The sequence below is a fragment of the Pseudomonas sp. Nvir genome (genome assembly GCF_963778085.1).
Lineage (GTDB): Bacteria > Pseudomonadota > Gammaproteobacteria > Pseudomonadales > Pseudomonadaceae > Aquipseudomonas > Aquipseudomonas juntendi.
Genome location: NZ_OY970405.1, coordinates 5,543,075 through 5,555,220 on the forward strand (window position 1 = coordinate 5,543,075; position 12,146 = coordinate 5,555,220).

Consider the following 12,146-nt stretch of genomic DNA (forward strand, 5'->3'; position numbering starts at 1 on the left):
GGACCTGACATGAGCAAGACTCGTATTGCCTTTATCGGCGCCGGCAACATGGCCGCCAGCCTGATCGGAGGTCTGCGTGCCCAGGGCCTGGACGCCTCGCAGATTCGCGCCAGCGATCCGGGCGCCGAGACCCGCAGCCGCATCCAGGCCGAACACGGCATCCAAACCTTTGAGGACAATGCCCAGGCCATCGACGGCGCCGACGTGATCGTGCTGGCGGTCAAGCCGCAGGTCATGAAAGCGGTTTGCCAGGCCCTGCAACCCAGCCTGCGTGATGGCCAACTCATCGTTTCCATCGCTGCCGGCATCACCTGCGCCAGCCTGCAAAGCTGGGTGGGCGCGCGCCCCGTGGTGCGCTGCATGCCCAATACCCCCGCGCTCCTGCGCCAGGGCGTGAGCGGCCTGTACGCCACCGCCGAGGTGTCGGCCGCACAGCGCCAGCAGGCCGAGCAACTGCTGTCGGCGGTAGGCACGGCCCTGTGGCTTGAGCAGGAACAGCAACTGGACGCCGTGACCGCGGTTTCCGGCAGTGGCCCGGCCTACTTCTTCCTGCTGATCGAGGCCATGACTGCCGCAGGCGAAAAGCTTGGGCTGCCGCGTGAAACCGCCTCGCAACTGACCCTGCACACGGCCTTGGGCGCTGCACGCATGGCGGTCGCCAGCGATGTAGACGCCGCCGAACTGCGCCGCCGTGTCACCTCGCCCGCCGGCACCACTGAAGCGGCGATCAAGTCGTTCCAGGCCAGCGGCTTCGAGGCGATCGTCGAGCAGGCCCTGCAGGCTGCCGCGACACGCTCCGCCGAACTGGCCGAACAACTGGGCAAATAAGGAGTTATCGATGAATGCATTCTCCGGCGCCGCGATTTTCGTGGTGCAAACCTTGGTCAGCCTGTACCTGGTGATCGTGTTGCTGCGCTTCGTACTGCAGCTGGTCAAGGCCGATTTCTACAACCCGCTGTGCCAGTTCGCGGTGCGCGCCACCCAGCCGCTGCTCAAGCCGATCCGCCGCATCATCCCCAGCATTGGCGGCCTGGACACCTCGTCGCTGCTGCTGTCGGTGCTGATCCAGGCGCTGCTGATGGCCTTTGTGCTGATGGTCACCTATGGCACCTTCGGTGACGTCTTGCACCTGCTGATGTGGGCGATCATCGGCATTGCCTCGCTGTTCCTGAAGATCTTCTGGGTGGCGATGATCGTGATGGTGATCGTTTCCTGGGTTGCGCCCAACAGCCACAACCCCGCCGCCGAACTGGCCTACCAGATCAGCGAGCCGGTGCTGGCCCCCTTCCGCCGTATCGTGCCCAACCTGGGCGGCATGGACATTTCGCCGATCTTCGCCTTCCTGGCGATTCAGGTGATCCAGTCGTTCGTCATGCCGCCGCTGGCTGCCTATGCCGGCATGCCCCAGGAGCTGTGGCGCATGATCTGACCCCGCATGCACCCAGCGGCAAGCCTTTGCTTGCCGCTGGGGGTAGCGCTCTTTAGACTTACGCCTCCGTCAAGCGTGAGCAGGGTCGATGTCCACTGTCTTTCCCGAAGATTCCGTCGGTCTGGTAGTACCGCAAACCGCCCGGTTCGATGAACCGCTGGCGCTGGCCTGCGGCCGCTCCCTGGCCAGTTACGAGCTGGTCTACGAGACCTACGGCACCCTCAATGCCAGCGCGAGCAATGCCGTGCTGATCTGCCATGCGCTGTCTGGCCACCACCATGCCGCCGGCTATCATGCTGCCACCGACCGTAAACCGGGTTGGTGGGACAGCTGCATCGGCCCTGGCAAGCCCATCGATACCAACCGTTTCTTCGTGGTCAGCCTGAACAACCTCGGCGGTTGCAACGGCAGCACCGGCCCCAGCAGCGTCAACCCGGCCACTGGCAAACCCTACGGCGCCGAGTTTCCGGTACTGACGGTGGAAGACTGGGTGCACAGCCAGGCGCGCCTGGCCGATCGCCTGGGCATCCAGCAGTGGGCAGCCATCGTTGGCGGCAGCCTGGGTGGCATGCAGGCGCTGCAGTGGACCATGACCTACCCGGAGCGCGTGCGCCACTGCGTCGACATCGCCTCGGCACCGAAACTGTCGGCGCAGAATATCGCCTTCAACGAAGTGGCACGCCAGGCCATCCTCACCGACCCCGAGTTCCACGGCGGTTCGTTCCAGGACCAGGGCGTGATCCCCAAGCGGGGCTTGATGCTGGCGCGCATGGTCGGCCACATCACCTACCTGTCCGATGACTCGATGGGTGAAAAATTCGGCCGCGAGCTCAAGAGCGACAAGCTCAACTATGACTTTCACAGCGTCGAGTTCCAGGTCGAGAGCTACCTGCGCTACCAGGGCGAGGAGTTTTCCGGGCGGTTCGATGCCAACACCTACCTGCTGATGACCAAGGCGCTGGACTACTTCGACCCGGCTGCCGCCCACGGCGGCGACCTGGCAGCCACCCTGGCCAACGTCAAGGCGGACTACTGCATCATGTCGTTCACCACCGACTGGCGCTTCTCTCCGGCCCGTTCGCGGGAGATCGTCGACGCCCTGATGGCAGCGCGCAAGAACGTCTGCTACCTGGAGATCGACTCACCTTATGGGCACGATGCCTTCTTGATCCCCACACCTCGCTACATGCAGGGTTTCTCGAACTACATGAACCGCATTGCCATCTGAGGACAGCATGAGAGCCGATCTGGAAATCATCCACGACTGGATCCCCGCCGGCAGCCGGGTACTCGACCTGGGCTGCGGCAGCGGCGAACTGCTGGCCTCGCTGCGTGACCGCAAGCAGGTCACCGGCTATGGCCTGGAGATCGACCCCGACAATATCGCCGCCTGCGTGGCCAAGGGTGTGAACGTCATCGAGCAAGACTTGGACAAAGGCCTGGGCAACTTCGCCAGCAACAGTTTCGACGTGGTGATCATGACGCAGGCCCTGCAGGCCGTGGAGTACCCCGATCGCATCCTCGACGAGATGCTGCGCGTGGGCCGCCAGTGCATCATCACCTTCCCCAACTTCGGGCACTGGCGTTGCCGCTGGTACCTGGCGACCAAAGGCCGCATGCCGGTATCGGACTTCATGCCCTATACCTGGTACAACACACCGAACATTCACTTCTGCACGTTCGCCGACTTTGAAGAGCTGGTGCATGAGCGCCGGGCCAAGGTGCTCGACCGCCTGGCAGTCGACCACCTGCACCGCAATGGGTGGGGTGGCCGGCTTTGGCCTAATCTTCTGGGTGAGATCGGCATCTACCGCGTCAGCAGCCCGAGCTTGCAAGAGCACCAGCTCGCGGTCTGACACACACACCGGGAGGAAGCGCCCATGCGTCGCCCCGTGCGCAGCAGCCCGCTAGGGTTCAAGCAGATTATCGAAACCGGCGGCATCAGCAACTCCCTCAGTTTCAACCAGGAAGTGTTCCCAGGCGAATGATGAATTTCCAGCAACTCGTATTGGCCAGCCACAACGCCGGCAAACTCAAGGAACTCCAGGCCATGCTCGGCCACTCGGTGCAACTGCGCTCGATTGGCGAATTCAGCCAGGTAGAGCCGGAAGAAACCGGCTTGTCGTTCGTCGAGAACGCCATCCTCAAGGCGCGCAACGCTGCACGTATTTCCGGCCTGCCGGCCTTGGCCGACGATTCCGGCCTGGCCGTGGACTTCCTCGGCGGTGCGCCGGGTATCTACTCGGCGCGCTATGCCGATGGCAAGGGTGACGCGGCAAACAATGCCAAGCTGCTCGACGCGCTGAAAGACGTGCCAGAAGCCGAGCGCGGTGCACAGTTCGTCTGTGTGCTGGCACTGGTACGCCACGCGGATGACCCGCTCCCGATCCTCTGCGAGGGCCTGTGGCAAGGGCGCATTCTGTTCCAGGCCAGTGGCGAGCATGGCTTTGGCTATGACCCACTGTTCTGGGTGCCCGAACGCAACTGCTCCAGCGCCGACCTAGCACCTGTGGACAAGAACCAGCTCAGCCACCGCGCCCGCGCCATGGCCCTGCTGCGCCAACGCCTGGGCCTGGCATGATCGCAACGCTGGCTACCCCTGGCGCGGCGGGCTTTACCAGCCTGCCGCCGCTGGCGCTGTACATCCACATTCCGTGGTGCGTGCGCAAATGCCCTTACTGTGACTTCAACTCCCACGCGGCCGGCCCTGAGCTGCCGGAAGACGCCTACGTCGCGGCGCTGTTGACCGACCTGGACCAGGAGCTGGCGGCGGTGCAAGGCAGGCCGATCAGCTCGATCTTCTTCGGTGGCGGTACGCCCAGCCTGTTCAGTGCAGGCGCCCTGGGCCGCCTGCTGCGCGGCGTGGAGCAGCGCATACCGTTCGCAGCGGACATCGAGATCACCCTGGAGGCCAACCCGGGCACCTTCGAGCAGGACAAGTTCAAGGCCTACCGGCAAACCGGCATCAACCGCCTGTCCATTGGCGTGCAGAGCTTCCAGCCGGCCAAGCTGCAGGCCCTGGGGCGCATCCACAATGGTGACGAAGCCGTCCGGGCAGCCGGCATGGCGCGCGCGGCCGGGTTCGACAACTTCAACATGGACCTCATGCACGGCCTGCCCGACCAGTCCCTGGAAGACGCCCTGGGCGACCTGCGCCAAGCCATGGACCTGGGGCCCACGCACCTGTCGTGGTACCAACTGACCGTCGAACCCAACACGGTATTCTGGAACCAGCCGCCGGAGCTGCCCGAGGACGACATTCTCTGGGACATCCAGGAAGCCGGCCAGGCGCTGATGGCCGAGCATGGTTTTCGCCAGTACGAGGTCTCGGCCTATGCTCAGGCCGGCCGCGCTGCGCGGCATAACCTCAACTACTGGCGTTTTGGCGACTTCATCGGCATCGGCGCCGGCGCCCACGGCAAACTGACCTTCGCTGACGGCCGTATCCTGCGCACCTGGAAGACTCGCTTGCCCAAGGACTACCTGAACCTGGCCAAACCGTACAAAGCCGGTGAGAAGCTGCTGCCAGTCGACGAGTTGCCGTTCGAGTTCCTGATGAACGCCCTGCGCCTGACCGATGGCGTGGAAGCCCAGCTGTTCACCCAGCGCACCGGCTTGCCGCTGGAGCAGTTGCGCGAAGCCCGTCGCGCAGCCGAACAAAAGGGCCTTTTGCAGGTCGAATCGGATCGACTGGTGGCCACGCCAAGGGGCCAGCTATTCCTCAATGACCTGCTGCAGTATTTCTTGACCTAAGGATGACCCATGGATCTGGTACTTGATCTGCTCGCGACGGTTTCCCGCTGGAGCCGCGGCAACCTGTCAGAAATTTCGCTGGCCTTGGTAGGCTGCCTGCTGGTGCTGTTCGGCAGCGACGTCAAAGGCTGGGCCGAACAACGACTGGGCAGCCTGGGTGGCGCCCTACGCGTACCGTTCATGGCGGTGATGGTGATGGTCGGCAGCGGCGCGGCACTGATCTATGCCACACCCTGGGTGGTGAAGGGGCTGAGCCAGTTCAACAACTACGCACTGGCGCCGGTGTTGCTGGTGGTCGTGGTGCTGATTGGCGTGGTGGCCGACCGGCGCGGCTGAGACACAGCCTGGGGCTGAACGCTTGTGGGACATTCTGTTTTGCCCAGTTTCTGGAAGCATGCGCGATCACTGTAGGAGCGGGTTTACCCGCGAAGAGGTCGGCACTGCCAGCAGAAGGCTTGAGATAGCAGGGGCTGCTTTGCAGCCCATCGCGACACAAGGCCGCTCCTACACCGATCGCGCTAGTTGATCAGCGCAGGAAACAAGCGGGGCGCAGATTCCAAAAGCTGCCCCGGCAAACCAGGGCAGCCCTACCACTTGACTAGCCTTTAACGGGCGTCATCGAAGTGGTCGCGCATGAAGTCCCGAACGGTCTTGAGCAAGATCAAAATCCGGGCGAGCCTCCAGACACGGCTCAGCGCATCAAGCAATCGCTTCATGTGCATTGGCCTCCGTGTTGGCGGGCCAATCTTCCAGCATCTAACCGGTACTTCGATGCCTTCGAAAGCTGTGTAGAGCGTTCAGTGAAGTGGCCAGGTTAATGGCCCTTCGAAGAAGTCACCGGCACGGTTCTCAGGCCATGTCGAAGGGGCCGGAAAGCAGAATTCTTCTCCTACCCGACCCATCACTGAATGGACTCTCACAGGAGCAGCTAGATGATACCCGGTCTACTTGACCGAGACTGTTAACTGCTTCGACACACTTGATGCCGGGTATTTCCGCACATTGACCCTGCTTCTGAAGGTGCCTATGATCACCTGACTGTGTAGAGCTTTCAGTGAAGCCTTGAAGCGAAGGATACTCAGTCCTTTTGCTCACACAAAAAACCGCTCATCTCAGAGCGGTTTTTTTTGGCCTGCATTTCTACAGGCCTCAGCGTACCGAAAGGCCGATTCAGCCGATCAGTCCACCTTCTCGAACTTCAAATCCCACACCCCATGCCCCAGCCGCTCGCCGCGGCGTTCAAACTTGGTGATCGGGCGCTCTTCGGGGCGTGGCACGTAGGTACCGTCTGCTGCGCGGTTGCGGTAGCCCGGCGCAGCACTCATCACTTCCAGCATGTACTCGGCATACGGCTCCCAGTCGGTGGCCATGTGGAACACGCCACCGGGCTTGAGCTTGCGCCGCACCAGCTCGGCGAACTCCAGCTGCACGATACGGCGCTTGTGGTGGCGCGCCTTGTGCCAAGGGTCGGGGAAGAACAGCATCAGGCGGTCGAGGCTGTTGTCGGCCACGCAGCGGTTCAACACTTCGATGGCATCGCAGTCATACACCCGCAGGTTCTTCAAACCCTGGGTCAGCACACCATTGAGCAGCGCACCAACACCGGGGCGGTGTACTTCCACACCAATGAAGTCCTGCTCCGGCGCGGCGGCGGCCATTTCCAGCAGGGAATGCCCCATACCGAAGCCGATCTCCAGGGTACGCGGCGCGCAACGGCCGAATACCTGGTCGTAGTCCACCGGGCTGTCGGCCAACGGCAGGATGTACAGCGGGCCGCCTTGGTCCAGGCCGCGTTGCTGGCCTTCGGTCATGCGCCCTGCACGCATCACGAAACTCTTGATGCGGCGGTGTGGGCGCTGGTCGCCGTCGGCGGCGATCGGCGTATCTTGCGAATCAGTCATCTGGGGCTCTTACTTGATCAGACCATCCAGCGGCGAAGAGGCGCTGGCATAGAGTTTTTTCGGCATCCGGCCGGCCAGGTAGGCCATGCGACCGGCGACGATGGCGTGCTTCATGGCTTCGGCCATCAACACCGGCTGCTGGGCGTGGGCAATGGCCGAGTTCATCAGCACCGCCTCGCAGCCCATTTCCATGGCGATGGTGGCGTCGGAAGCGGTGCCCACTCCGGCATCGACCAGCACCGGGACTTTCGATTCTTCCAGGATGATCTGCAGGTTGTACGGGTTGCAGATACCCAGGCCCGTGCCGATCAGGCCGGCCAACGGCATCACCGCGATGCAGCCCGCCTCAGCCAGCTGGCGGGCAATGATCGGGTCATCGCTGGTGTAGACCATCACGTCGAAACCATCCTTGACCAGCACTTCGGCGGCCTTGAGGGTTTCGATCACGTTGGGGAACAGGGTCTTCTGGTCCGCCAGCACTTCGAGCTTGACCAAGGTCCGCGACTCGTGGGACTTGTAGCCTTGCAGCAGCTCACGGGCCAGGCGGGAGGTACGCACGGCCTCGGTGGCGTCGAAGCAGCCTGCGGTATTGGGCAGGATGGTGTACTTGTCGGGCGACAACACGTCGAGCAGGTTCGGCTCACCCGCATTCTGGCCAAGGTTGGTCCGGCGCACGGCCACGGTGACGATCTCGGCACCCGAGGCCTCGGTGGCCAGGCGGGTCTCTTCCATGTCACGGTATTTGCCGGTGCCGACCAGCAGGCGAGACTGGAACGTGCGCCCGGCCAGAATGAAGGGCTTGTCGCTGCGAACGTTGCTCATCGTTGTTCCTCGGGAAAAGGTTGCAGGGCTTGCTTGTGAACCACCAGGCTGCTGTCAGCCGCCACCGATCGCGTGGACCACTTCGACCTGGTCGCCGTCGTTCAGCAGGGTGCTCTCGTGCTGGCTACGCGGCACGATATCCAGGTTCAGTTCCACGGCAATGCGGCGCCCACTGAGCTCCAGGCGCGTCAGCAGGGCTGCAACGCTCTCGCCGGCAGGCAGTTCGTAAGGTTCACCGTTCAGTTGAATGCGCATGCGCACGGCCACCATTATTCTTTGGGGCCCGCATTCTAGCGCCGAACCGCCCCGCAACCCAAGGGCGGTGCGCGCCATTAGTCGCGATTGTGGACCAGCTGGTCAGCCCAGCCGCCAGGCCGCCAACCCCAGGCATAGCCAGCCGGCCAGGAAGCACAGGCCGCCGATCGGGGTGATGATGCCCAGCTTGGTCAGGCCGCTGAGGGCCAGCAGGTACAGGCTGCCGGAGAACAGCACGATACCCACCGCAAACAGCCCACCGGCCCAGCCCACCAGGCGCCCGGGCAGGTGCGCCGAGAGCACGGCAACCGCAAGAATCGCCAGCGCATGCACCAGTTGGTAGGTCACGCCGGTGTGGAACACCGCCAGGTAGTCGGCCGTCAGCCGGTTTTTCAGGCCGTGGGCGGCGAAGGCACCCAGTGCGACTCCGGTAAAGCCGAAAAAGGCGGCAAGCATCAGGAAGCTGCGAAGCATGGGACGACTCCTTGGATCGGGTCTGTATAATGGCCCCTTCCACCCGTACGGCCAAGCCATCGTCATGCTGCCATCCCTTATTCGCCGCCTCTTCCGTGCCCTGCTCTGGTTCGCTGCCTGCAGCATCGTGCTGGTGCTGGTGTTCCGCTGGGTGCCCCCGCCCGGCACGGCGCTGATGGTCGAGCGCAAGGTGCAATCCTGGGTCAATGGCGACCCCATCGACCTGCAGCGCGAATGGGAGCCGTGGCAGAACATCTCCGATGAACTCAAGGTCGCGGTCATTGCCGGCGAAGACCAGAAGTTCGCCAGCCACTGGGGCTTCGACATCCCGGCTATCCAGGCTGCGCTGGCCTACAACGAGCGCGGCGGCAGCATTCGTGGCGCCAGCACCCTGACCCAGCAAGTGGCCAAGAACCTGTTCCTGTGGTCGGGGCGCAGCTGGTTCCGCAAAGGGCTGGAAGCCTGGTTCACGGCACTGATCGAACTGCTCTGGTCCAAGGAACGCATTCTCGAGGTTTACCTGAACAGCGCCGAGTGGGGCAAAGGCGTATTCGGCGCCCAGGCGGCGGCGCGCTATCACTTTGGTGTCGATGCCAGCCAGCTCACCCGCCAGCAGGCAGCGCAACTGGCCGCAGTATTGCCCAGCCCGATCAAGTGGAGTGCCAGCCGGCCGAGCGCCTACGTGGCAAGCCGTGCCGGGTGGATTCGCCGGCAAATGAGCCAGCTGGGTGGCCCCAGCTACCTGATGCAGCTCGACTCATCCAGAAAGCTTTGAATGCAGTGCCGGCACAAATGAAAAAGCCGCTCGCTCCGTCGGAGCCAGCGGCTTTTCTGTGCAACAAAGGCCCGATCAGGCTGCGATCAGTGCCTTGACCTTGTTCATCGCATTCTTCTCCAGCTGGCGAATCCGCTCAGCCGAAACGCTGTACTTGTCTGCCAGCTCATGCAGGGTGGCCTTCTCTTCAGCCAACCAGCGCTGGTAGAGAATGTCGCGGCTGCGCTCGTCCAGCCCTTGCAGCGCTTCGTGCAGGTTGCTGGTGGAGTTGTCGCTCCAGTCGGCATCCTCCAGTTGCACCGCCGGGTCGTACCGGTGGTCTTCCAGGTAATGCGCAGGGGACTGGAACGCGCTGTCGTCGTCAGCTTCCGCTGCCGGGTCGAACGCCATGTCCTGCCCGCTGAGGCGGCTTTCCATCTCGCGCACTTCACGCGGCTCGACGCCAAGGCTCTCCGCCACGCGATGCACTTCGTCGTTGTTCAACCAGGCCAGGCGCTTCTTCTGGCTGCGCAGGTTGAAGAACAGCTTGCGCTGGGCCTTGGTGGTAGCCACCTTGACGATGCGCCAGTTGCGCAGGATGAACTCGTGGATCTCGGCCTTGATCCAGTGCACGGCGAACGACACCAGGCGCACGCCCATTTCAGGGTTGAAGCGTTTGACGGCCTTCATCAGGCCAACGTTGCCTTCCTGAATCAGGTCGGCCTGGGCCAGCCCATAGCCAGCATAGCTACGGGCGATATGTACGACGAAACGCAGGTGGGCCATCACCATTTGACGAGCGGCCTCGACATCCTGCTGATAATAGAGACGCTCGCCCAGATCACGCTCCTGCTCGACCGTCAGCAGCGGGATGCTGTTGACCGTGTGCACATAGGCTTCCAGGTTTGCACCGGGTACCAAGGCATAGGCAGGTTGCAACGATGTGGTCATTCAAGAACCTCCGACTTACTAGACTCGCGCTTTTTGGGCGCTGCCAACATTGACCTGGAACGACGGTACAAGTTCCATCGTGAACAAAATGTCAATGCTGGCCTGTAAAAACTATCGCGGTGCCAGCTCGTTCAAGTGGCGGGCGACTGCAATCCATGCACCGATATACCCCAACAACACCGCTCCGATCAAGAGCGACAGACCATCGGACCCCGGCACTCCGCCCAGGGCGAAGTCACTGCCGTATAGCCCGGAAAGCCCTACCACCGCCTCGTTCAGCCAGTTCAGGCCAAACGCCAGGATCCCCCACGCCAGCAGCCCTGCACCCAGGCCATACAATGCGCCCATGTACAGGAAAGGCCGGCGTACGTAGGCGTCGGTGCCGCCGACCAGCTTGATCACTTCGATCTCGATGCGGCGGTTTTCGATATGTAGACGAATTGTGTTACCGATTACTAACAGCAGTGCAGAAATAAGCATCACCGCCAGACCGAAGACGAACCGGTCACCCAGCTTGAGGATCGCCGCCAGCCGCTCGACCCAGACCAGGTCCAGTTGCGCCACATCCACCCGCGGCAGCTCCGCAAGGCGCTGACGCAAGGCTTCAAGGGCGGGCTTGTCGACCTCGGTCGGGGTGACTACCACCACACCAGGCAGCGGGTTTTCCGGCAGCTCGCGCAAGGCCTCGCCCAGACCGGACTGCTGCTGGAATTCCTCCAGCGCCTGCTCGCGGCTGACATACTGCGCGTCTGCCACGCCGGGCATGCCCTTGATCTCGTCACGCAGCGCCTCGCCATCACGGCTGCCGGCATCCAGCTTGAGGTACAGCGAAATCTGCGCCGCGCGCTGCCACGAACCGCCCAGTTGCTCGACGTTCTTCAGCAACAACGACAGGCCCATCGGCATGCTCAGCGCGACGGCCATCACCAGGCAGGTGAAGAAGCTGCCGATCGGCTGCTTGCCCAGCCGGCGCAGGCTGTCAGCCAGGCTGGCACGGTGGCTTTCCAGCCAGGCGTGCAACAACGTGCGGAAATCCGGGCCGTCATCGTCTTCGCCGCGTTTTTTCTTCGCCGGCTGCGGGTCGGCTGGCTTCGGCGCAACGCGCTCGGAAACCTTTGGCGTACGTGTAGTGCTCATTGCCCGGCCTCCCCATCGCCGATCAAGCGGCCGCGCTGCAAGGTCAGCATGCGGTGACGCATGCGCGCAATCAGTGCCAGGTCGTGGCTGGCGATCAAAACCGTAGTACCCAGGCGGTTGATGTCCTCGAATACCCCCATGATTTCTGCGGCCAGCCGCGGGTCGAGGTTACCGGTGGGTTCATCGGCCAGCAGCAGCGCAGGCTGGTGGACGATTGCCCGGGCAATGCCGACCCGCTGCTGCTGCCCGGTGGACAGGTCAGCCGGGAACAGCTCGCCCTTGTCGGCCAGCGACACGCGCTCCAGGGCGGAATCGACGCGCTTGGCGATCTCGGCCTTGGACAAGCCCAGAATCTGCAGCGGCAGGGCAATGTTGTTGAACACCGTGCGGTCGAACAACAGTTGGTGGTTCTGGAACACCACGCCGATCTGCCGGCGCAGGAACGGGATCTGGGCGTTGCTGATCTGGCCCAGGTCCTGCCCGGCCAGCATCAGCTTGCCGCTGGTCGGGCGCTCCATGGCCAGCAGCAGGCGCAGCAAGGTGCTCTTGCCGGCGCCCGAGTGGCCGGTGACGAACAGGAACTCGCCCCGGCGCGCCCGGAAACTCAGCTCATGCAACCCGACATGACCATTGGGATAGCGCTTGGCAACCTGTTCGAATCGGATCATGG

15 protein-coding genes and 1 pseudogene are annotated in these 12,146 nt (G+C 63.1%); 9 read left to right on the forward strand and 7 right to left on the reverse strand.

All coding sequences use genetic code 11. The features are described from left to right. Positions 1 to 9: 9 nt before the first annotated feature. The 8 genes and pseudogenes from proC (at position 10) to AACG97_RS26480 (ending at position 5,518) form a co-directional block, all read left to right on the forward strand. Positions 10 to 828, forward strand: a complete 819-nt coding sequence (gene proC, locus AACG97_RS26450) for a pyrroline-5-carboxylate reductase (RefSeq protein ID WP_047149608.1) — start codon at positions 10 to 12, stop codon at positions 826 to 828. A 10-nt stretch (positions 829 to 838) separates the two neighbouring features. Continuing rightward, entirely contained in the window at positions 839 to 1,429 is a 591-nt protein-coding gene (locus AACG97_RS26455) for a YggT family protein (protein ID WP_197885710.1), read from the forward strand. Between the two features lie 88 nt (positions 1,430 to 1,517). After that, positions 1,518 to 2,657 (forward strand): homoserine O-succinyltransferase MetX, encoded by a 1,140-nt coding sequence (gene metX, locus AACG97_RS26460; protein ID WP_009684929.1) that lies wholly within the window; start codon positions 1,518 to 1,520, stop codon positions 2,655 to 2,657. Between the two features lie 7 nt (positions 2,658 to 2,664). Further along, on the forward strand, positions 2,665 to 3,285 hold the full coding sequence (gene metW, locus AACG97_RS26465; RefSeq protein ID WP_009684928.1) for a methionine biosynthesis protein MetW: 621 nt from the start codon (positions 2,665 to 2,667) through the stop codon (positions 3,283 to 3,285). 39 nt (positions 3,286 to 3,324) lie between these two features. Further along, positions 3,325 to 3,417, forward strand: a pseudogene (locus AACG97_RS28220) (DUF4426 domain-containing protein); the annotation flags it as partial. Beyond that, positions 3,414 to 4,010, forward strand: a complete 597-nt coding sequence (rdgB, locus tag AACG97_RS26470; protein ID WP_033690803.1) for an RdgB/HAM1 family non-canonical purine NTP pyrophosphatase — start codon at positions 3,414 to 3,416, stop codon at positions 4,008 to 4,010. The pseudogene AACG97_RS28220 and the gene rdgB, both read left to right, overlap by 4 nt. Next, complete coding sequence (gene hemW / locus AACG97_RS26475; RefSeq protein WP_009684925.1) at positions 4,007 to 5,182, forward strand: radical SAM family heme chaperone HemW; 1,176 nt, start codon at positions 4,007 to 4,009, stop codon at positions 5,180 to 5,182. The genes rdgB and hemW overlap by 4 nt, the downstream gene beginning before the upstream one ends. Before the next feature lie 9 nt (positions 5,183 to 5,191). Next, the gene (locus AACG97_RS26480; RefSeq protein WP_009684924.1) at positions 5,192 to 5,518 is read left to right on the forward strand and encodes a DUF3392 family protein; all 327 of its coding nucleotides are present in this window, start codon (positions 5,192 to 5,194) and stop codon (positions 5,516 to 5,518) included. An 842-nt stretch (positions 5,519 to 6,360) separates the two neighbouring features. Here the strand turns inward: AACG97_RS26480 and trmB are convergent. The 4 genes from trmB to AACG97_RS26500 all read right to left on the reverse strand — a co-directional run bounded on the left by trmB (position 6,361) and on the right by AACG97_RS26500 (position 8,634). Then, entirely contained in the window at positions 6,361 to 7,083 is a 723-nt protein-coding gene (gene trmB, locus AACG97_RS26485) for a tRNA (guanosine(46)-N7)-methyltransferase TrmB (RefSeq protein WP_009684922.1), read from the reverse strand. Between the two features lie 9 nt (positions 7,084 to 7,092). After that, entirely contained in the window at positions 7,093 to 7,905 is an 813-nt protein-coding gene (locus tag AACG97_RS26490; protein ID WP_197885708.1) for a thiazole synthase, read from the reverse strand. A 54-nt stretch (positions 7,906 to 7,959) separates the two neighbouring features. Next, positions 7,960 to 8,160 (reverse strand): sulfur carrier protein ThiS, encoded by a 201-nt coding sequence (gene thiS / locus AACG97_RS26495; protein ID WP_009684920.1) that lies wholly within the window; start codon positions 8,158 to 8,160, stop codon positions 7,960 to 7,962. A 102-nt stretch (positions 8,161 to 8,262) separates the two neighbouring features. Next, a complete protein-coding gene (locus AACG97_RS26500; protein WP_009684919.1) occupies positions 8,263 to 8,634 on the reverse strand; it encodes a DUF423 domain-containing protein in 372 nt (123 codons plus the stop codon). Between the two features lie 64 nt (positions 8,635 to 8,698). On the opposite strand from AACG97_RS26500, the gene mtgA reads away from it, so the two are divergent. After that, positions 8,699 to 9,409, forward strand: a complete 711-nt coding sequence (gene mtgA, locus AACG97_RS26505) for a monofunctional biosynthetic peptidoglycan transglycosylase (protein ID WP_029886165.1) — start codon at positions 8,699 to 8,701, stop codon at positions 9,407 to 9,409. A gap of 75 nt (positions 9,410 to 9,484) precedes the next feature. Here mtgA and rpoH read toward each other — a convergent pair whose 3' ends face one another. The 3 genes from rpoH to ftsE all read right to left on the reverse strand — a co-directional run bounded on the left by rpoH (position 9,485) and on the right by ftsE (position 12,144). Then, complete coding sequence (gene rpoH, locus AACG97_RS26510) at positions 9,485 to 10,339, reverse strand: RNA polymerase sigma factor RpoH (RefSeq protein ID WP_009684917.1); 855 nt, start codon at positions 10,337 to 10,339, stop codon at positions 9,485 to 9,487. A gap of 111 nt (positions 10,340 to 10,450) precedes the next feature. Continuing rightward, entirely contained in the window at positions 10,451 to 11,476 is a 1,026-nt protein-coding gene (gene ftsX / locus AACG97_RS26515; RefSeq protein WP_029886166.1) for a permease-like cell division protein FtsX, read from the reverse strand. Beyond that, on the reverse strand, positions 11,473 to 12,144 hold the full coding sequence (gene ftsE, locus AACG97_RS26520) for a cell division ATP-binding protein FtsE (RefSeq protein WP_009684915.1): 672 nt from the start codon (positions 12,142 to 12,144) through the stop codon (positions 11,473 to 11,475). The genes ftsX and ftsE overlap by 4 nt, the downstream gene beginning before the upstream one ends. Between the last annotated feature and the right edge of the window lie 2 nt (positions 12,145 to 12,146).